Genomic DNA, 21105 nt, shown 5'->3' with positions numbered 1-21105 from the left:
GAGAACTTTAGTGGCAATTACTACCTCAGCTTCCCGTTTAGGGACAACCGCTTTTAGCGAGGTTGCTCCCGTGGAATTACGTCCCGATTGGTCCCGTGACGACGCACAGGCGGTTATTCGCGCCGTCTATCGTCAGGTGCTAGGCAATGACTATATCATGCGTTCCGAGCGCCTTACCAGTGCCGAATCCTTACTCTGCAACGGTTCGATCACCGTGCGGGAATTCGTCCGCGCCGTGGCCAAATCGGAACTGTATAAGAACAAATTCTTCTACGGTAACTTCCAAACCCGCGTCATCGAACTTAATATCAAACATCTTTTAGGTCGCGCTCCCTACGATGAGTCGGAAGTGGTCTATCACCTCGATCTCTACGAAAACAAAGGATTCGAGGCCGATATCGACTCCTATATCGATTCCGCCGAATATACCGAAAACTTCGGCGATAGTATTGTTCCCTACTATCGTGGTTTTGCCAGCCAACCCGGTCAAAAAACCGTGGGATTTACCCGGATGTTCCAACTCTATCGCGGTTATGCCAACAGCGATCGCTCTCAGATTGCCGGCAAAACCTCCCGTTTAGCGGTGGAATTAGCTCAAAACGGTGCTTCGGCAGTAGTCGGTCCCTCCGGTGGCAGCGATGGTTGGGCCTATCGTCCCTCTGCTCAACGCAACACCCCCAGTAAAGCTCTGGGTGGTAGTGTGGCCTATGGTGATGTGGGTAAGCTCTATCGCGTGGAAATTGCCGCTATTAGCAAACCAGGTTATCCCCGTGTCCGTCGCAGTAGCAAAGCGATTATCGTCCCCTTTGAACAGTTAAATAACACCCTGCAACAGATCAACCGTCTCGGTGGCAAAGTTGCCAGCATCACCCCCGCTAGTTTGAACTAATTTTCTAGCTTAAGATAACTAAAAGTCTCCCGGGCAGCCGTCAGGTTCACCGGGAGACTTCTTTCTAGGGAACTGACAGAAATTGAACCTCAGCAGATCGAGCAAACCTGTAGAATGAAAATAGTTCTATCGTTTTAATGCCTGTGACTGTCACTTCGATCGCTTTTGACTCTATCGATACTGCCTTAGCGGAAATCAAAGCCGGACGGGCTATTGTAGTAGTTGATGATGAGAATCGCGAAAATGAAGGAGATCTAATCTGTGCGGCCCAATTTGCCACCCCCGATCTGATTAACTTCATGGCAGTGCAAGCTCGCGGTTTAATCTGTCTGGCAATGACGGGAGAGCGTCTTGATGCTCTCGAATTACCCTTGATGGTGACAAAAAACACCGATAGCAATCAAACCGCTTTTACTGTTAGCATCGATGCTGCTCCCCACTTAGGGGTTAAAACTGGCATTTCAGCAGAAGATCGGGCGAAAACCGTACAAGTTGCCATTAATCCAGTCACTCGTCCCGACGATCTCACCCGTCCCGGTCATGTCTTCCCGATTCGTGCTAAAGCCGGTGGAGTCTTAAAACGCGCCGGTCATACGGAGGCAGCCGTGGATCTAGCTCGGTTAGCCGGGTTGTATCCGGCGGGAGTTATCTGTGAGATCCAAAATCCCGACGGTTCCATGGCCCGTTTACCGCAACTATTTGAATACGCTCGTCAACATAATTTAAAGTTAATCAGCATTGCCGATCTGATCAGTTATCGCTTAAAACACGATCGCTTTGTCCATCGGGAAACAGTCTGTGATTTTCCCAGTCAATTCGGCACTTTTCAGCTTTATGCCTACCGAAATTTATTAGATCAAACCGAACATATCGCTATTGTGAAAGGCGATCCCGCTCTCTTTGATGATCAACCTGTAATGGTACGAATGCACTCAGAATGCCTGACTGGGGATGCTTTGGGATCCTTGCGTTGCGATTGTCGGCAACAGTTACAAAGTGCCTTAAAAATGATTGAAAACAACGGTTTGGGGGTGGTGGTTTACCTGCGACAGGAAGGCCGGGGAATTGGTTTAATTAATAAGCTAAAAGCCTATTCTTTACAGGATATAGGATTAGATACGGTGGAAGCCAACGAAAGGTTAGGATTTCCCGCCGATTTGCGCGATTACGGCATGGGAGCGCAAATGCTCAACGATTTGGGGGTGAGAAATATTCGTTTAATTACCAATAATCCGCGTAAAATTGCCGGATTAAAAGGCTATGGTTTGCAAATAGTCGAGCGAGTACCTTTGCTGATCGAGGCTAATGATTATAATTCCAATTATCTGGCCACAAAAGCGGAAAAGTTAGGACATCTATTCCTACAAACCTATCTAGTCACCATCGCTCTCAGTTGGGGGGAAAATCCGCCGTCAATTTCCCAAAGATATCATCAATTAGAGAAATTACGGCAGTTAAGTCGCGCTAATCAATTATCTCTCCAAGAAGAAACCCGACCGGTAGCCAATGCCCTTTTTGATCGCGCCCCTTTGATCGTACATTTAGGTTTAGATATTCGTCAGGGTGTCAGCAGTAATTGGTATAAAAATCCTTCCCATCCTTATCTTTTGGTTATTGACAAAATATTAAATGACGTTAAAGATTGGTCGGAAATTGAACGCTTAGAATTTTTAATTTCCGACGGAGACGATTCGATGACGGGATTACAAATGAAACTCGATCGTCAAAAAATGTCCGATGAAGATTTCTTACAATTACCACAATTAGCTACCCAAATTATCTACAGTTTTACTCGTGAGTCAGCAAAAAATTAGTTTTCTATGACCAGAAAAGAGCGTAACAGTTATAATTAAACAAAGCTAGTGTAACGGGGAAAAACTATGACAACTCTCGACATTTTACCGGAAGTTACCTGTCCCCCCACCGATTTATGGAGTGATGAACCACCCTTGGAAAGTGATCTACATCTACAACAAATTACAATTCTGATCGGTTGTTTAGAAAGGTTATGGCAACAAAGAACTAATTACTACGCTTCGGGTAATCTTACCATCTACTATAACGAAGAACAACTAAAAAAACGTGATTTTTGTGGTCCTGATTTTTTTGTGGTTTTAGATACAGAAAAACGTCCCCGCAAAAGTTGGGTGGTTTGGGGAGAAGGGGGTAAATATCCCAATGTGATCGTGGAAATTCTCTCCCCATCCACTGCTAATATTGATCGCAATAAAAAGAAAAATCTCTATCAAAATACCTTTCGGACTCCTAACTATTTCTGGTTTGATCCTGAAAGTTTAGAACTGCAAGGATTTAGATTAATTGCGGGACAATATCAGGCTATTGCTGCTAATGAAAACGGCTATTTATGGAGTGAACAGTTAGAACTATATTTAGGCATATTTGACCGTAAATTGCGTTATTTTACCGTCGATGGTCAATTGGTTCCCACTCCCCAAGAAGCTGAATTAGAGCAAAGACAAGCAAAGGAACAGATTTTTTTAGAAAAGGAACAGGAACGAAAGGCAAAAGAACAGGCTATTTTAGAAAAAGAACAAGCTATCTTGGAAAGGGAAAGATTAGCCCAAAAATTACGAGAATTGGGCATTGATCCCGAAACTATCTGATTGATCAATATCTCTAAGTAGTTAGGTGTTAAAAATTGTCAGTTTCCCCCCTTATTAAGGGGGGATCAAGGGGGGATCAAAGACAAAATTTATCTTCTATTTAATAGGTAATTCCTATCCTAGAAATGGTGGTAATTTAACCTTATTTTTCCTGTCTTTCTAAGGCTAATTGTACCAACTTATCGACCAATTTATCAAACTCTAAACCGGTGGCTTTCCAGAGTTGGGGATACATACTAAAATTAGTAAACCCCGGCAGAGTATTAATTTCATTGAGAAACACTTCCCCAGTCTTTTCCACATAGAAAAAATCCACCCGCGACAATCCCGCAGCATCCACAGCTTTAAATGCTTCTACAGCCATTTCTCGCACTTGATTAGCAATTTTATCGGGAATATTAGCGGGAATCACCATACTCGATCGCCCATCAGTATATTTAGTTTCATAGTCATAAAAATCACTATCAAAAGTAATTTCTCCCACCAAAGAAGCTTGGGGATTATCATTACCTAAAACCGCACATTCGATCTCCCTTGCGGTTACTCCTGCTTCAACAATAATCCGTCGATCATAACTAGCAGCACTATCTAAAGCAGCCTCTAATTCTTGCCGGTTGCGTGCTTTACTAATACCCACCGAAGAACCTAAATTAGCCGGTTTAATAAAACAAGGATAACCTATTTCCTCGGCGATTTGATCGCACAATTGCGGAAAAACACAGGCATTTGACCACACTTGCGAGCGGGTTATGGCCTTATACTTAACTTGGGGTAATCCAGCGGCTGCAAAAGCAGTTTTCATGGCAATTTTATCCATGCCTAGGCATGAACCCAGTACCCCACTACCCACAAAAGCAACCCGCATGAGAGTGAGTAATCCTTGTAAAGTGCCATCTTCTCCATTCGGTCCGTGGAGAATTGGAAACCAGACCTCAATTTCGCTCACTTCTGGAGGAAATTGCCAGATATTGACTTTTATATTACTCTCAATAGCTAGGGGTTGCCCAGAGGTTAAAATTTGTCTAGCAGTTGCTGCCGAATGCCAACAGCCATTTTTATCGATATAGAAGGGGATAACGGCGTATTTGTCAAGATTTTCGGGGTAATTAAAAGCTTGCAGGATCGATCGAGCCGAATTGATAGATACCTCGTGTTCTCCCGATCGACCACCAAACAACAATCCTACCTTGATCTTATCCATATTATCCTCTCTAGACCCAGCTAGATCCTAAATTAGAGTTCAACTATCATATATACTATGGGCGGAGTTGACAATAGTTGCCAATGATTTAGATGCGGCTGTTCCTCGTGAGATAGGAGTTTTAACCCAAACTTTCGATAAATTAATTATCGCTCATGATGAGATGTGGTCGTTCTTTCCCTAAAAAAATCGATAATCACTTTGGAGCTATTCACCCCCCGAAATTGAGTGATTATTTAGCTAATTTTTCCAGTTTTTTCTTAGTTTTCTGAAGTTTTAAGGCTAAATTACCATGATGTTCGGGATAGTAAACGTGCAAGAATTCGATAAAATCCTCGATGGTACAAGGTTGATGAAATCCCCCTAAGTTACCGTGGAATTCTTGGTGAATTTCTTCTTTAATAGTCACCAAATTCAGATCTAATGTCGCTAGATGGGGATATTTCTGGGCAGAGTAAAGATGATGGACAGCGAGATTAAATTTATTATTTCTATCCGGTTTTTGCCCTGTCACCTGACAAGTGTTTTTATCTCTAGTTTTAGCTCGTTTTTTAGCCTTTTCAATCTCGATTTTTTGTTTGGTATCGTCATCTAGATTTTCCTGAATTTCTTTAAAGGCAAGAGGAAACTCCATTGCAATCATTTTACACATTTCTTGGCGCGATTTATTCGTCAAAGTTTCACTCATGGATTTAGAAATCATCACTATTCCACTTTCAGAGAACCAAAACTCTCTTTTTTCATCTTCGTAAAAATCTACTCCTAATTCTAGAGGTTTATCAGTTCTTTGCTGAAGATGATTCACGGTTTTATTTAGCTTGGTTCCATTAGTTTTTAAAATTCGCCGCAAACTCTGTTTATGAATCATAGGCCGTCCTTTATAAACTTGAATTTCGCCGGAGTCAGTGAGTTCAGCAAAAATTAATTTTCGTGCTAAGGAGCGACGAATTTTTTGATCGTGCTTAGTAAAAAATTCTCTAAATCTGTATATAATTCCTCGCTTTTCATTCTTCTCGATATAGGAAGCAATTTTTAAAGCACCTTCAAAAGAAAACACTCTAACTTTATCTTTTTTGTTGACAAATTGATAATCGACACCTTCAACTAAATCCCAATCATCATTAGGATCAGCATCAAAAATATCAACAATTTTTTCTAGTTTTTCAAGAGTAATAGAAAACCATTGAGCTAATTCGGTATCCCGGATCAGGAAGGTATTTGCTTTCTGAGGCATGATTATTTTATCTCCGTGGTGATAGATTTATACATCACAGTCAAACGATCAAAGATGTGAGAGTTTCCTGTTTCTTGGTTATCGGGATGATAGATCTTAGAAAGACGATAATAGGCATTTTTAATGTCTTCCTTGCTGGCAGTATTTGGATCAAGATCGAAAACACGATAGGGACGAAAATATTTAAAAATATTGATACCGTTGATACAATCTTTCCCCTGTTCGTAATCTTCTTCAGGAAGAATACCGATATATTTCCTGTAGATAACCTCCCAACTTTCTCGCTGAGATAAATTGATGTTATCAAAGGCTCTAGTAGCCATTTGAAACATACTCGATTTTTTTAATTCTGTGGTATTGCTAACCTCAAAATAGGCATAAACTGCCTGTTTAAGTTGCGTTAGAGTTAAAGGTTTAACTTTTGAGCTTGTGGTGGTGGTGGCTGTAGTTTTTGATTTAGTTAACGATGGTTTAGGAGACTTTTTACGGTGGTTTTTGATGACAAAATCGGCAAAATCTTCGAGAATACGACTTTCGATCGAGTATTGCTCACAGATATGACTAATCTGCTCTAAAATGAGCGAGTTAAGAGGATTAGTGGTCATAATTTCCCTAAGAAGCTGCAAAAAATCTAGCCTTTCCTATCAAGATGAAGTGTAGGCTAATTTGGTATGAACGACCGACGACTGACTCCCGAAAACTTCCTATCCTAAATTAATACCACAGCAGTGGCCACTTTGTCATGTGGTTAATAATCAAAAAAATTGCTGGCATATTATAGATCTAAGTCGATAATTGCAATGAAAACTCAAATCTGATTACTGATAAGTAGGTAGGCGTTAAAAGTTGTCAGACACCCCCCTTATCAAGGGGGGCTGGGGGGATCAAAACCCCCCTTATCAAGGGGGGCTGGGGGGATCAAAACCCCCCTTATCAAGGGGGGCAGGGGGGATCAAAACCCCCCTTATCAAGGGGGGCAGGGGGGATCAAAACCCCCCTTATCAAGGGGGGCAGGGGGGATCAAAACCCCCCTTATCAAGGGGGGCAGGGGGGATCGAACCTAAAATCCATTTTAAATTTAATTATAACCAGCTACTTAACTGATCACTGATTAGGTACTAAAGTATTTAGCGGTGGGGTGATAGGTAATAATGGCGGTGGTGGATTGTTCTGGGTACAATTGTTCGCTTTCGTCCATATACATCCCAATGCGATCGCATCCTAACAGATCTAGTTGCTTGTATTGGTCCTGAATATTGGGACAAGCGGGATAGCCGAAACTATAGCGAGAACCCTGGTAACGCTGTTGTAGTATATCGCGGATATTATCGGGATCGAACTCTGCGAAACCTAACTCGCGACGGATGCGGGTGTGGGTCCATTCGGCCATGGCTTCGGCGGTTTGGACAGCCATGCCGTGATAATAGAGGTATTCGGTATATTCGTTGGCATCAAAGAGAGATTTAGCGTATTCTGTGGCGATTTCCCCCACTGTCACCGCTTGCATCGGGAAAACATCGATAATACCGGATTCCTGCGGGGCGAAAAAGTCAGCAATACAGAGACGACGACCGGATTTCTGGCGAGGAAACTCAAAAATGGCGATCGGTTGCAGATTTTCGGGTTTTTCGCCTGCTTGTATCGATTCGGGATCGTAAATTAACAGGGAATTACCGGACGACTGACAGGGAAAATAACCATAAATTAATGTGGGGTTTAGTAAATTTTCCTTGACAATTTTCTCTTTCCATGCTGTCAGAATTGGATGAACTTTTTCCTGTAAAAACTGGTCGTATTCTGGCTTCGATTGGCTTTTGGGTTTGCGGAATTGCCATTGACCGACAAATAAAGCTTGTAGGTCCAAATACCAGAAAACCTCCTCGATGGGAATTTCTGCTGCCGTTAATATTTTAGTACCCCAGAAGGGCGGTGTTGGTCGGGAAATATCAACTGCCACCGCTTCGGACCGACGGGTATCAATAACTAATTCTTGGTTGACGCTGCCATCGGTAAAAATAGTATCGGGATTAACCTTTAATTCTTCGGCAACAACCGGGGTTTTTTCTGCCTCGGCAAACTTACCTAAAAAGCCTTTACTATCATCCCATTGACCGCCAGCTTTAGCGGGCATTAATTTATCCATAAAATGCAGGTCAGAGAAGGCATCTTTACCATAGATAACCTGTCCATTGTAGGTTTTTTGACAGTCATCATGGACAAATTTGGGAGTTAAAGCTGCCCCGCCAAGGATAACAGGAACGGTGATTCCTTTTTCATTAAAAACCTCTAGATTTTCCTTCATAAAAGCCGTCGATTTCACCAATAAACCGCTCATGGCGATACAATCGGCCTTATGTTCTTTGTAGGCTTCGATGATATTTTCTACGGGTTGTTTAATGCCCAAATTAATCACCCTATAGCCGTTATTGGTCAAGATAATATCAACTAAGTTTTTACCAATATCGTGAACATCCCCTTTAACCGTTGCGATAATAAAAGTCCCTTTGGCATTATTATCCCCCTCTTTTTTCTCCATAAAGGGTTCTAAAAAGGCAACGGCTGCTTTCATAGTTTGGGCCGATTGGAGAACAAAAGGTAACTGCATTTGTCCCGAACCAAATAACTCACCCACTACCTTCATCCCATCCAGGAGGAAAATATTAATAATATCTAGGGGTGGATAGTCCTGTAAAGCTTGCTTCAAAGCCTCTTCCAGTCCCAATCTTTCCCCATCAATAATATGCTGTTTTAAGCGTTCCTCCACGGGTAAATTAGCATTACTAGAGGGGTCTTTTTTAGTAGTTTTCCCCGCAAATAATTCGGTTAATTTGGTCAGGGGATCATAAACACATATATCGCCATCAAAACGACGATTATCATAGATTAAATCCCGACAAATTTGCTGATATTCTGGTTCAATTTTTGCCAGAGGAAGAATCTTATTGGCGCTGACGATTGCCCCATCCATCCCCACCTGCATCGCTTCGTTGAGGAAGACGGAATTTAATACCTGACGCGCTGCCGGATTCAACCCAAAAGAGATATTAGACACACCTAAAAGAATATGACATTCGGGCAGTTCTTGGCGAATTCGTCCCATTGCTTCGATAGTAGCCTTGCCATTTTCTCGGTCTTCTTCGATACCAGTAGAAATCGGTAAAGCTAGAGGATCAAAAAAGATTTCGTAGGGAGGAATTCCGTATTCTATCGCCGCATAATAGGCCCGTTTAGCTATCTGGAATTTTTTCTCGGCAGTGCGTCCCATTCCTTCTTCATCAATGGTTCCAATTACTACCCCCGCGCCGTATTTTTTCGCTAAATCCAAGACTTGATAAAAACGCGATTCCCCGTCTTCGTAGTTAGTAGAGTTGAGGATACATTTACCCCCCGCTACTTTTAACCCCGCTTCCATTTTTTCCCATTCGGTGGAATCTAACATTAAAGGTAGGGTGACATTATTAACTAAACGAGAGGCTAATTGGTGCATATCGCGCACCCCATCCCGGCCCACATAATCGACGTTGACATCGAGAATATGCGCTCCTTCTTTTACCTGAGCTTTCGCCATCGATACTAAACTATCCCAGTCTTCAACATTGAGCAGTTCCCGACATTTTTTAGAACCACTGGCGTTTAATTTTTCCCCGACAATCAGGAAAGAATTATCTTGAATATAGGGTTGGGTACTGTAGATAGAAGCGGCGGAGGGTTCATAATGATAATGACGAGATTTCGGAGTTAAACCCTGACTTAGTTCCGCTAAAGCTTGAATATGGTCGGGACGAGTACCACAACAACCGCCGATAATTTGTACTCCCAAATCTTCAATAAAGTGCATTAAAGCCATTTTTAATTCTACGGGAGTGAGGCGATAATGCGCTTGACCGCCGACATTTTCTGGTAAACCAGCGTTAGGAATACAAGAAACAATAAAAGGGGAATTTTCCGAGAGATATTTAATATGGGGTTTCATTAAATCTGGACCAGTGGCGCAGTTAAGTCCCAAAATATCAATTTTATAGGGTTGTAAAATAGAGACAACGGCGTTAATTTCCGTTCCTACTAACATCGTTCCCATGGTTTCCATCGTCACCGAAACCATGAGGGGCAATCGTTGACCTTTTTTCTGAAATACTTCTTCAATAGCATTTAAAGCCGCTTTAATTTGCAGGACATCCTGACAGGTTTCTACTAATAATAAATCTGCCCCGCCATCATACAGACCCTCTACCTGTTCCACATAGGCATTTTTGAGGGTATCAAAGTCAATATGACCCAAAGTGGGCAGTTTTGTCCCCGGCCCCATGGAACCCGCCACAAAACGGGGTTTTTCGGGGGTAGAGTATTTATTAGCGCAAGCTTTGGCCAGTTCGGCGGCGCTTTTGTTGAGATAATAGGCTTGATCGGCTAAATCGTACTCGGCTAAAACTATCGAGGTTCCCCCGAAGGTGTCGGTTTCAATCACATCCGCACCCACGGCTAAAAAGGCTTCGTGGACTTTCGCTACGGCGCTAGGTTTAGTATGGACAAGATACTCGTTACAACCTTCGTATTCTGCCCCACCAAAGTCCTCGGCCGTCAGATTTTGGCTTTGTAGGGAAGTTCCCATCGCTCCATCAAAGACGAGGACGGGATGCTTGGGACCGTTGAGGTAGTCAAGAAAGGGGCTATTCATAGAGAGATTTACTGCTATAGCATTTTGAAAGTTTATTGTAATACAGTTACTAGAAATCTGCTATGGTCGGCATTTCAGTTATCAGTGATCAGTTATCAGTGATCAGATTTGAGTTTTCAGTCGAGAAAGCCAATCAATCTAATTTTGTAGCACTAGACGGGCTAAACCAACTCCGGGATAATAATTACCGAGAATTTGTTGATAATCTAGGCCTTTTTCCGCTAATTTATAAGCCCCAGTTTGACTCATACCGCGACCACCGTGGGCCCAAGCGACAATTTCATCGGTGGCAGCATAAAGAGACTCGACTACACCCCCTTTATAGCTGAGAATCTGCCCAGCAGTGGCATTAACCGCCTGGTGAGTCGATTGATACTCCGAGCGAATGCCTTTATATACCTGCCAGCGTTGGGTATTGCCCAGATGAAACCAAGCATTAGCGGGGCGCATCATGTGTACTAGGGCATAGGAACGAGCGGCGATCGCCTGTGCCTTTAAAGCGTGCATTGGCGCAGTGGAGTGCATTTCACTCCCCACCACACTATAGAGATAGGCCTCTAAATTAACATGATTGACCACTAACAAGCGATCGCCTTGGGCAACCAGCAGCACTTTACCCCGATACCAACCATCATCCACATAAACTAAACCATCGGCACTGGTGGGCTGCACAAAAATCACCTCTGGCAGCGATAAATCGCCCATTTTTAAGCCATTGGCACCTGGAATGACCGGTAAACCCTCGTTAGTGGCAATCGTTTTTAAACCACGACCTTGGCGGTCGGTGATCACCGCCGGCCCGTTAACTCCAATCAAAACACTGGCCACATCCCTTTTAATCGCCACGCGAATTTCTAGGACCGGCGGCGTATAATTAGCGGGAACCGCTAAGGGTTGTCTAGTTACCGGTTTGGCCGCAGCAGCGGGGGCAGTATTAGGGGAAGTATTAGGGGACGTTTGAACCGATGGTGCTATTTTTTTCGGCGCTGAGAGGGAAGACTGAGGAGAGGGTGCTGATTTTGGAATCGCAGAAGATTGGGGAGAGGGGGATAGTTTCGGTGATGGCGCGGTTAAGGGGGCGATCGGAGATGGGATAATAGGAGCAGGGGAGGCAGCAGTCTCTAGATTTGCCTGGGGTTGCGGGGTTTCTGGTTTTTCCTTGGCTAAATAAGTTAAGAGAATTGGCGTAAAAGTGGCGATCGACAACAAAGGAACGGCACAATGGCGCAGCAGGGAAAAATAGGTACTAGCAGCAAATTTCACTTTAATCACACCATCTTTAATTTTCTTATCTAACTTTACCATTCCCCTCTCAGGCCGGGCAATTCTAGACAAAAACTCTCGTATTCTTGAGCTTGTCAGGACAAATCAGGCTGAAATAGTCAAGAAAAGCCGAAAAAATCCTGATAATTTTTATTTATGCCTACTGATTTGTTCCTTGCAGAGCAAATTATACAACAGAGGGAAATAGGAGAGTAATGATTTTGTAGGTACTGATTATCTTGATACTCAAATTAGTTGACAGAGATGTTTAAGGATTTTGAGAACTTCATATAAATCCCCCGGATTTCTCATGGCAAATAAACGAGAGGTTCCGTATAAAGGTTTACCGTCCCATAATAATTTAACAAATAAAAACTCGGAACCATTGGTCAACATTCCATAATTAGGACGGTTGGGATGAGGATTGACCATTAAATAAGCTAATAATTGCGGTAAACCTACTTCAACGGAATAAATAACCCGTTTTGATTCAATAATCATTACCCATAATTGCTCTTTTAGAATTAAAGTATCTAACCTTCCTTTAATTATTAAATCTTGATCTTCTGTAATAATTTCAACGGACTCTTCTGCTTTAATGTGAAAGGGAAATAGATAAAAGTTACCAATAAATAATAATGGGTCTAAAACCTTCATCCTCACCGAAGTTTCTAAAAAGGGAGGATAATTCAATAAGTTTAAATAACCTGTTTTGATTTTATCTAACAATTCTTTTTCTTGTTCAGAGATTGCTTCTAGGTCTTGCTGCCATTCCCCAAAAAAATGCTTATCTTCTATAAACTGTAGTTGAAAATGATTAATTAAATTTCTAAGAGTGACTTCTTTCGCTTGTAAAATTTGAACCATATTTACCTCCTTAATTAAGATTTACGTTAACTGAATTGATAGCCGCAAACACGCACCCTGCGCCCAAACAATCCCTACGCCCAAAACCCATCCTAACCCTCCAGCAAACCCCGCACCTCCTCAATCCCAATCCTCAAAATATCAGTCACAGCAACGAAAATATCCTCATCAAACCGGGTTCGTAGCGATCGTGAATTGGGATTCTTAGTTATTTTAATAAGATTATTTCAATTTGATCAGGTTAACGGTAAATGAATAATTTGGTTTTCATATTCATTGTCAAAAGAGCCTTTAGCAATTACAATTAATTCTAACAAATTATCACCAACACTTAAATCTTGATTGAGAATAAAAATTCCAGGAACATGACGATTTTGCCTGAAGTGAGCTATTAAATGAACGGGCATAGAGGCACGATTATTTGTCACTAAAATAAAACCCATTACCTCACACCAAATCAAAATTTCTGGATCTAATGTACCTAATTTTGGTGTATCTGGTTCACCAACTACTCGAATAATGATTTCTGGTTCTCGGCGACGCAATTGTTGAGGATACACCGAATTAACATTTTCATCAATTAAATATTTCAGTGTCATTAGCTTTCTGCTTGGCTGTTATTTCAGCTTTCAATTTTCTCAGTCGTTCAACCACAGGCGGAGGATTTTTTTGCTGTTCTTCTCGCATTTTTCGCCCCCATTCTAGCCAGTCGGCGATATATTGGCTCACTTTTTCTTTTTCATGAAGATAATAAAGAATCGTCGCATATACCTGTTCGAGGGTTAAAGATGGATAAGTATTAGCAATTTCTTCGGGAGTTTTGGCTTGGTAAATGAAATCGTGTAAAATGGTTTCAATACCGACGCGGGTTCCTTTTAGCCGAATATCGTTAGGAGCAAGAAAATTAAAATAGTCTTCGAGTTGCATGAGTTACCCTAATTGAAGATTCAAACTTAACTTTATTTTTTAAGTAAAATTGTTATCTTAATTATACTTGATCGTTGCCGAATAGTGCGATCACATTGGGTTCTTAATTATTGACCTCTCCCCTGAACCCTATCCTACAAGGAAAGGGGAGAGAATTTAGCGAAGAGAGCTTCGACTACAAACTGGGTTTGTTGTCAAGGCTCTCGCCCGAACAAGTTTAACCTGTTTTCTTTAGATAGTGAGAAGCTAAATGGACATAACCCTATTGCCCAAATTGGGTAACTTATCTAGAATAAGTATATGAAGAGAGGAGGAGACGTGATGGAGTATCAGAATTTTTCGCTCATTAAAGAAGATATTCAGGCTGATGCTTGCGGACGGATTAGCCTTGGGACTGAATGTAGCAACCGTCACTATCGAATACTGATGAATGCAAGCGGGGAGCTTCTTTTGGTTCCCATGGTGGCGATTCTGGGGGGAGAACTATGGGCTTTTCAGAATACTAGGGTCCGCGAGTCGCTCAAACGGGGACTCGCAGAAGCCCGCACAGGAAATTTCGCTGAAGAAACAGTCAATTTAGGCGCTATGCTTAAGTTAGCTGAATCTATTCCTGATGAAGTCGAGGAGTAAATGAGTTTCTCTAGCGACTAAAAACGCTATACTCTTAGTAAATTGTCAGCAGATTATGAATAAATCAGTTGAATTAATTTAAATATCGAGGAAGCTAGAAAGAATATGAAAGTTTTTATTAGTCATGCCTTTACTGAGGCTAAGTTAGCTAAGAGAGTTGCTGATTCTCTCAAAGAAGATGGCTTTCAAGTTTGGGATGCTGCTGAAATGTTACCCGGGGAAAACTGGGCTAATAACATAGGTAAAGCCTTACAAGAATCTGAAGCAATGATAGTCTTATTAACACCAGAATCACTGAAGCCTTTTAATGTTGTTTCTGATATTAGTTATGCAATTGGAGAAGAAAAGTATCAAGGTCGTATCATTCCTGTTATTGTCTCTTCCTCAGATAATTCAAACCTAGAACATATTCCTTGGATTCTCAAAAAATTTCCAATGATTTTCGTCCCTAATCTTGAACAAGACAATCAAGAATTGAAAGAAATTACACAGGCACTTAAAAATACGACAAGCTCCGACGGACTGACTCATGAGATACACCACTTTTAGATTTGGCTTGTCTCATCCCAAGCTATGCTTTGTCTAATTTTAACTATAGGTATGAGATGATTCCCCAAGAAGCTTTTCTTTCCCATTCTAGCAAAAATCGAGAGTTTGTCTCTCATTTGGCCAATGAATTACGCCGTCATGGAGTTCCCGTTTGGTATAGTGAAACTAATATTTTAGGCGCACAGCAATGGCATGATGAAATTGGGAAAGCTTTGAGGCGATGTGATTGGTTTATTATCATTCTCTCTCCTGATGCGGTCGATTCTATGTGGGTAAAGCGAGAACTAATTTTTACTTTACAGGATCAGCGTTTTGAAGATAAAATTTTGCCAATTCTCTATCAACCTTGTGAATATACAAAACTTTCTTGGGTCTTACCTAGCTTCCAAATTATTAATTTTAATGATAATTTTGAAGAAGGATGCCGAGATTTGCTTCGTGTCTTTGGCTTGGGTTATATCTATATCTAGTGGTGGTTTGTAGCGTAACAAACCAATTTTATGAAGATGGTGCGTTAGGGTTCAATGATAATTTAATCATTAAAACAATATCACCTGTTTTCATGGTTGATAAGTAGTCGTGCAAAATTAATTTCCTAGTGAAGATAGGCAAGAGGCAAGAGGTGGTTAGATATGTGTAATTAATTTTGCTTAGGTACTTATTCTGGTTTCATGGTTTTATTATCGATAATGTTTACTTTCGTTTTTACCCGTAAAAGTCCTCATTTAGAATCTGTTCAGGTGTGAAAGGACAAGCGAGGGGATACTCACTTTCTTGGGGAATACGAATACCAAATTGAGCGCGTTTACCCTGTTTGATGGCGACTTTACGAGCGCTGGAATAGGCTTGTGTGATGGAGATTAAGAGATAAGATTTAAGAGAGGGAGTCTTAAGTAAATCATCTTGAACGCGCTGGCGATGCTCATCTACTGAATTATACCAACTTGCTTTCATTGTCTCAGGAGCATCATGCTGTATCTTTAATTTGAGTAAGTGAATCAACAGGACCATTAAGTTGCTCTCTAAGGCGCGTTTCTCTGACTTACCCAAATCTTTTAACTCCTCAATTAAGTTTTCTATATCCAGTTGTTCAAACTGTCGATTCTGTAATTGATGAATAGTTTGCTCAATCCACAACTGAAGATCTTGTTCGTAAAGTGTTGTGGGATTTTCTTGAATGTCCGATTGTTTTAATAAGTTCATTTGGCTTTCATTAAGTTAACGGTAGATGAATAATTTGGTCTTCATATTTATTATTATACTTGATCATTACCAGATATTGCGATCACATTGGATTCTTAATTATTGACCTCTCCCCTGAACCCTATCCTACAAGGAAAGGGGAGAGAATTTAGCGAAGAGAGTGCAACAACAAACTGGGTTTGTTGTCAAGGCTCCAGCCCGAACAAGTTTAACCTGTTTTCTTTAGATAGTGAGAAGCTAAATGGACATAACCCCATTGCCCAAATTGGGTAACTTATCTAGAATAAGTATATGAAGAGAGGAGGAGACGTGATGGAGTATCAGAATTTTTCGCTCATTAAAGAAGATATTCAGGCTGATGCTTGCGGACGGATTAGCCTTGGGACTCAATGTAGCAACCGTCACTATCGAATACTGATGAATGCAAGCGGGGAACTTCTTTTGGTTCCCATGGTGGCGATTCCAGAGGGAGAACTATGGGCTTTTCAGAATCCTAGTGTCCGCGAGTCGCTCAAACGGGGGCTCGCGGAAGCCAGCACGGGAAATTTAGCTGAAGAACCCGTCGATTTAGACGCTATGCTTGAGTTTGCTGCATCTATTCCTGAAGAGGTCGAGGAGTAGGTGAGTTTTTCTTTACGACAGACACAGGAAGCTCGAAATACTCTATCTGAATTGCGAGCAGAAGCGGAACAGGCTCAAAAGACTCGCCTAGCTCAAGGTAGGACAAAAGCATCGAAACAAGAGGGTCTCTACAAACAGGTAACAAAAGCCCTCAAGCTCCTCAGTACAAACCCAAGACATCCGGGACTAAAAACCCACGAATTTAATTCCCTCGATAACCCTTATGATGCAACACAGAAGGTTTTTGAAGCCTACGCCCAACAGAATACACCGGGAGCCTATCGAATTTTCTGGTGCTATGGACCTCATTCGGGGGAAATCACCATTCTCGCTATTACACCTCATCCGTAGATCACAACATTGTAGGGGCGAAGCATTCGGGCGATAACCTATCGCTGAAACCGTAGATTTCCTATCCGAATGCTTCGCCCTTACTTTTTCAGCAAGCCCGAAATAGTTAGCGCTGAAGCGCAACAACAAGCCAGGTTCGTGAGGGAGTGAGGGAGGATCATCACCCCATCACCCCCCCATCACCCCATCACCCTCTCTTTTTAAAGCCAGATTTAGTATTAGGGGGGAGTTAGACCAAACCCCGCACCTCCTCAACCCCAACCCCCAAAACAGAAGCAATACCGACAACAATCTCCTCATCTTGCGTTTGCCGATAAAGAGCAACAAGACTAGGCAAAGAAAAGGTTTGTACCCTGTAACCATCGTTAAATTCTGCCCAAATTTGTAAGGCTTGCAGGTAATAACTTTTGGCTTGGCTCAATTCCCCAACTTCTTCCGCTACCCTTCCCAAATTGTGCAGGGTGCTGGCTTGGGAGTAGCGATCCCCATATTCAATCTTGATCTCAATAGCTTGCTGGAAGTAGCTTCGGGCTTGCTCCCATTCCCTCAATTCTTGCGCTACCACTCCCAAATTGTGCAGGGTTCTGGCTTGGGAGAAGCGATCGCCATATTCAATGGAGATCTCAAGAGCTTGCTGGTAGTAGCTTCGGGCTTGCTCCCATTCCCTCAATTCTTGCGCTACTATTCCCAATTGTCCAAGGGTGCTGGCTTGGGAGTAGCGATCCCCATATTCAATCTTGATCTCAAGAGCTTGCTGGTAGTAGCTTCGGGCTTGCTCCCATTCCCTCAATTCTTGCGCTACGTTTCCCAAATTGTGCAGGGGGTTGGCTTGCCCGTAGCGGGCGCCATATTCAATGTAGATCTCAATAGCTTGCAGGTAGTAGCTTCGGGCTTGCTCCCATTCCCTCAATTCTTGCGCTAAATATCCCAACTGGTGCAGGGTGATGGCTTGGGAGAAGCGATCCCCATATTCAATCTTGATCTCAAGAGCTTGCTGGTAGTAGCTTCGGGCTTGCTCCCATTCCCTCAATTCTTGCGCTAAATATCCCAACTGGTGCAGGGTTCTGGCTTGCTCGTAGCGGGCGCTTTGCGTGCCTCCGGCAGCGCCATATTCAATCTTGATCTCAAGAGCTTGCTGGTAGTAGCTTCGGGCTTGCTCCCATTCCCTCAATTCTTGCGCTACCATTCCCAAATTGTGATAGGCATTTCCCAATGAATAGGCTTTTTGTTGCTCGTCCACCCCTTGGAGATTTTGAGTTAATTCAATAACTTTTAGATTAGTCTGTTTCGCCTGTTCATAGTTTTTTGTCTCTTGATAGGCGAGGGCGAGATTGCCCAAAGCCCCGACAATATTACCACCGATTATCCCAGTTTTAATCTGTTCAGGATAAGTTTGACAAGCTTGACAAACACTCTCGCATAGTTTTAGTTTGCTACTAACATCATTGGTAACATCAAAATAATTATTTAAGCAGAAGAAGATCCCAATATCTTCCTGCTTTTCCAAACAAATCTGCAACGCATTAAACAGATTTTCATACTCCCAGCGACAGAACAATATCCCTAACTGCTTCTCTTGCGGATTTTTGGAATCTAGTAAGTTCTCATAATAACCTGCCAAGTCTCGGTAATGATTCTTAAAACCCTCCCAAATTGCTGCTTGTGTCTCTGGTGCTAATTCCTTTAACTTCGTCTTCAGGAAGTAGGGAAAAATGGGCTGGATAGTCAATAAACTCGGCATTTCTTCACTCATCGGCGAAAGCAAACCCCAATGAATTGCTTCTTCTATCGCTGCATCAAATTGGTCAAACTGATAGCCTTGTAAAGGTTCTAATTGCTGTAGTTGTTGGCTATAATTAGGAATATCAGATCGATCAATAAACCCACTAAAAGGCGCTAAACAGAGTAACAACTTCTGCGCCTCCTCCGACAAATTACTGTGGGAATATTCCACACATTTGATGATATTATTAGTCTTATCCTCATCCCCCACATTAACCAACTCCGCCAACTGTAACCCTTGCCAAATCTCCTCCGGTGACTGTCGCTTCAGATTCGCTAATACCACTTCCATCGCCAACGGATATCCCGCCAACAATTTCATCAAACGTTTAAAATAATCATCCTTTTTAATCGCATTTTTCCGACTCTTCGCCTGACGTTCTAAGATTCTCTCCGCTAATTCAGTTCTCGACTCTTGGTCTAATCCTTGTAAGGGATAGATATTCTCCTTAAAAGTCCTGCGTTGCAGCCAACTTTCCTCACTGCGAGAACCCAAAATCACCTTCGTCTTTCCCCCGACCAAATTCTTGAGAAATTCGGCGATTTCTTCCCTCTCATTCTCCGGTAAAGTATTCTGAATTGCTAACGGTTGTCCCGTCACCGACTCCAGATTATCTAAAATGAGAATATACGCCTCACTGCGGAGTTTTTGTTCTAGTTTCCTTACCCGCGCTTTCAGGTTCATCGCTTGGAAACTCGCCTGTTCAAAGCGATTATAAATTCCCTGACCGATTTCATGGACAATCTGTTCTAATGTCCAAGCTTTTCTATCATAACCAAAATAGAAAATATGGGTCGCCCAGTTGGTTTTCTGCCACCATTCTCGTAGATAATTGAGTAAGGTAGTTTTTCCTGTCCCTCCCATTCCTTTGAGTAAAAGGATATTATGTTTCAGCAGCGCCTTTTCCATCTTGAGAATTTCTAAATCCCTGCCGACAAAGCCGTATTCTGGTAAGGGAAAGACATATTGATTGCCGATATGTTCCCAGTATTTTTCCTCCTCTTCTGGAGTAAATGGACGCAAATTGAGATTAATTTTACCGCGACAATAAATCACCGGTAATAACCAATCTTCTAAATCTATTATCGTATTATAATAGGCGCGGCGTTGCTTATTATTGAATAACTCTAACCGTCCTTTTCGCATCGCTTCCGTTAGGTCTTTTCCGTTCAATAATTGCTGATAAATTGGTTTCATCATCAACTTAGCTGCAGAAACCGTCACCGAATATCCCATCGCCACCACTGCTTGCATTCCCGCAGTCATCAAACGACTTCCTAAACTGGTTTCCCGATAGTCTTCTGATTCCTGGGAAATTTGCTTTGCTGACTGACAAGCATTGAGAATACAAATAGGGATATTTTTCCCAGTGAGTAAATTCGCTAATTCCGTCGCTTCTACCGGAGTCGCTTGACCTTTTTCTTCTCCTTCCAGAAACAGAAAAGCTTTTACTCCCTCATATTCTGCTAAATCCTCCAGTCCCCATCCCCTTTGATAGCGCCAAGAATCCCCGTGAACCTGTCTTTGGTACTGTTCATATTCCATTAATCCGCCATGAACATCGAAATGAATAACATGATAGTATCCTTCTCCCTTCTCATCCAGATGTCTGGTTAGTGATTCATAAGTTCCGGGACGCAATATATCAATTTTTACCGGTATTTCACTACTATTTACCAGTTCTACCAAAGGACGGGAAATCGTGCGATAGTTAACATCAGATTCCTCATTAGGACGCGCAATCACCACCAGAAGATTGATAGTAGGATAAGTGGCCATTTGCACCGGGACAACTGTAGCCCCTCGACGCTGGCGGGAGATGATACAATCTATAGAAAAGGGACGCGGTAAATCAGGATCTTTCAGCGCTTCCCAATGTAAAGCTTGAAATTCTGGCGACTGACTTTCGATGATAATTTGCAGTTGACTTAACTGCTTTCGCAAGTCTCGATATTCCCCATAAGCATTTAAATTACTCTGGAAAACCTGTTTAAATAGGTTTTCGCCATAGTTTTGGACACTGTTGGCGGCTTTTTGCGCCTTATCCGTCTCTAGCGTCGGAAATACTAACCATTCCTCAAAGTACCATTCTAGGTCTTTTTCTTCTTGGTTAGTAAAGGGGTCAGTAACCGTAATTGGGTAGCTGTTACCGCTATCAAAATTGAGAGTAGCAGTAAAGCCACCATCGTTAATTCCTTCTTCGCGGATGGTGAGGACTAACATAGAGATAAGTTGAGAATTGTTCTATTACAACTCTTCAGCAGTTTAACGGTATTATACTGGAAAAA

General features: G+C 42.1%; 18 protein-coding genes. 8 read left to right on the top strand and 10 right to left on the bottom strand.

The window, feature by feature from the left end; genetic code table 11:
- Nucleotides 1-10 precede the first annotated feature (10 nt).
- The 3 genes from ACQY1X_RS02340 to ACQY1X_RS02330 all read left to right on the top strand — a co-directional run bounded on the left by ACQY1X_RS02340 (nt 11) and on the right by ACQY1X_RS02330 (nt 3513).
- Nucleotides 11-889 (top strand): phycobilisome linker polypeptide, encoded by an 879-nt coding sequence (locus tag ACQY1X_RS02340; protein ID WP_002736362.1) that lies wholly within the window; start codon nt 11-13, stop codon nt 887-889.
- 137 nt (nt 890-1026) lie between these two features.
- Complete coding sequence (ribBA, locus tag ACQY1X_RS02335; RefSeq protein ID WP_430015336.1) at nt 1027-2703, top strand: bifunctional 3,4-dihydroxy-2-butanone-4-phosphate synthase/GTP cyclohydrolase II; 1677 nt, start codon at nt 1027-1029, stop codon at nt 2701-2703.
- 66 nt (nt 2704-2769) lie between these two features.
- Complete coding sequence (locus ACQY1X_RS02330) at nt 2770-3513, top strand: Uma2 family endonuclease (RefSeq protein WP_002775607.1); 744 nt, start codon at nt 2770-2772, stop codon at nt 3511-3513.
- A 142-nt stretch (nt 3514-3655) separates the two neighbouring features.
- On the opposite strand, the gene ACQY1X_RS02325 is transcribed toward ACQY1X_RS02330, so the two are convergent.
- From ACQY1X_RS02325 to ACQY1X_RS02290, 8 genes are all read right to left on the bottom strand, one after another.
- Nucleotides 3656-4714, bottom strand: a complete 1059-nt coding sequence (locus ACQY1X_RS02325; protein WP_430013889.1) for a D-alanine--D-alanine ligase family protein — start codon at nt 4712-4714, stop codon at nt 3656-3658.
- A gap of 232 nt (nt 4715-4946) precedes the next feature.
- Nucleotides 4947-5948, bottom strand: coding sequence for a hypothetical protein (locus ACQY1X_RS02320; RefSeq protein ID WP_046663498.1), 1002 nt, complete (start codon nt 5946-5948; stop codon nt 4947-4949).
- Nucleotides 5949-5950: 2 nt separating this feature from the next.
- Nucleotides 5951-6553, bottom strand: coding sequence for a J domain-containing protein (locus ACQY1X_RS02315; protein WP_069473808.1), 603 nt, complete (start codon nt 6551-6553; stop codon nt 5951-5953).
- A gap of 506 nt (nt 6554-7059) precedes the next feature.
- Entirely contained in the window at nt 7060-10623 is a 3564-nt protein-coding gene (gene metH, locus ACQY1X_RS02310) for a methionine synthase (protein ID WP_430015335.1), read from the bottom strand.
- A 138-nt stretch (nt 10624-10761) separates the two neighbouring features.
- Nucleotides 10762-11928: a SpoIID/LytB domain-containing protein gene (locus ACQY1X_RS02305; RefSeq protein ID WP_430015334.1), complete on the bottom strand. Its 1167-nt coding sequence runs from the start codon at nt 11926-11928 to the stop codon at nt 10762-10764.
- 204 nt (nt 11929-12132) lie between these two features.
- Nucleotides 12133-12753, bottom strand: coding sequence for a type I restriction endonuclease (locus tag ACQY1X_RS02300; protein WP_430015333.1), 621 nt, complete (start codon nt 12751-12753; stop codon nt 12133-12135).
- Nucleotides 12754-12989: 236 nt separating this feature from the next.
- On the bottom strand, nt 12990-13352 hold the full coding sequence (locus tag ACQY1X_RS02295; protein WP_002793699.1) for a DUF5615 family PIN-like protein: 363 nt from the start codon (nt 13350-13352) through the stop codon (nt 12990-12992).
- Nucleotides 13330-13680 carry a DUF433 domain-containing protein gene (locus tag ACQY1X_RS02290; protein ID WP_190720862.1) on the bottom strand — a complete coding sequence of 117 codons (351 nt, stop codon included), beginning with the start codon at nt 13678-13680 and terminating at the stop codon, nt 13330-13332. The genes ACQY1X_RS02295 and ACQY1X_RS02290 overlap by 23 nt, the downstream gene beginning before the upstream one ends.
- A 321-nt stretch (nt 13681-14001) precedes the next feature.
- Here ACQY1X_RS02290 and ACQY1X_RS02285 point away from each other — a divergent pair, with 321 nt between their 5' ends.
- The 3 genes from ACQY1X_RS02285 to ACQY1X_RS02275 all read left to right on the top strand — a co-directional run bounded on the left by ACQY1X_RS02285 (nt 14002) and on the right by ACQY1X_RS02275 (nt 15329).
- Nucleotides 14002-14310 (top strand): hypothetical protein, encoded by a 309-nt coding sequence (locus tag ACQY1X_RS02285; protein ID WP_430013885.1) that lies wholly within the window; start codon nt 14002-14004, stop codon nt 14308-14310.
- A gap of 105 nt (nt 14311-14415) precedes the next feature.
- The gene (locus ACQY1X_RS02280; protein WP_002735722.1) at nt 14416-14859 is read left to right on the top strand and encodes a toll/interleukin-1 receptor domain-containing protein; all 444 of its coding nucleotides are present in this window, start codon (nt 14416-14418) and stop codon (nt 14857-14859) included.
- A gap of 56 nt (nt 14860-14915) precedes the next feature.
- Nucleotides 14916-15329, top strand: a complete 414-nt coding sequence (locus ACQY1X_RS02275) for a toll/interleukin-1 receptor domain-containing protein (protein ID WP_430015332.1) — start codon at nt 14916-14918, stop codon at nt 15327-15329.
- Between the two features lie 235 nt (nt 15330-15564).
- Here the strand turns inward: ACQY1X_RS02275 and ACQY1X_RS02270 are convergent, their stop codons facing one another.
- On the bottom strand, nt 15565-16062 hold the full coding sequence (locus ACQY1X_RS02270) for a DUF29 domain-containing protein (RefSeq protein ID WP_002798842.1): 498 nt from the start codon (nt 16060-16062) through the stop codon (nt 15565-15567).
- 312 nt (nt 16063-16374) lie between these two features.
- On the opposite strand from ACQY1X_RS02270, the gene ACQY1X_RS02265 reads away from it, so the two are divergent.
- Both ACQY1X_RS02265 and ACQY1X_RS02260 read left to right on the top strand, forming a co-directional pair.
- Nucleotides 16375-16683 (top strand): hypothetical protein, encoded by a 309-nt coding sequence (locus ACQY1X_RS02265; RefSeq protein WP_430015331.1) that lies wholly within the window; start codon nt 16375-16377, stop codon nt 16681-16683.
- Nucleotides 16684-17034, top strand: a complete 351-nt coding sequence (locus ACQY1X_RS02260; RefSeq protein WP_106908415.1) for a hypothetical protein — start codon at nt 16684-16686, stop codon at nt 17032-17034.
- 229 nt (nt 17035-17263) lie between these two features.
- On the opposite strand, the gene ACQY1X_RS02255 is transcribed toward ACQY1X_RS02260, so the two are convergent.
- A complete protein-coding gene (locus ACQY1X_RS02255; RefSeq protein WP_430015330.1) occupies nt 17264-21040 on the bottom strand; it encodes a tetratricopeptide repeat protein in 3777 nt (1258 codons plus the stop codon).
- Nucleotides 21041-21105: the final 65 nt, after the last annotated feature.

This window comes from Microcystis protocystis FBCC-A270 (assembly GCF_050500235.1).
GTDB lineage: Bacteria > Cyanobacteriota > Cyanobacteriia > Cyanobacteriales > Microcystaceae > Microcystis > Microcystis ichthyoblabe_A.
Note: the sequence above shows the minus strand (reverse complement) of the source record. Positions and strands in the feature narration are given on the sequence as shown.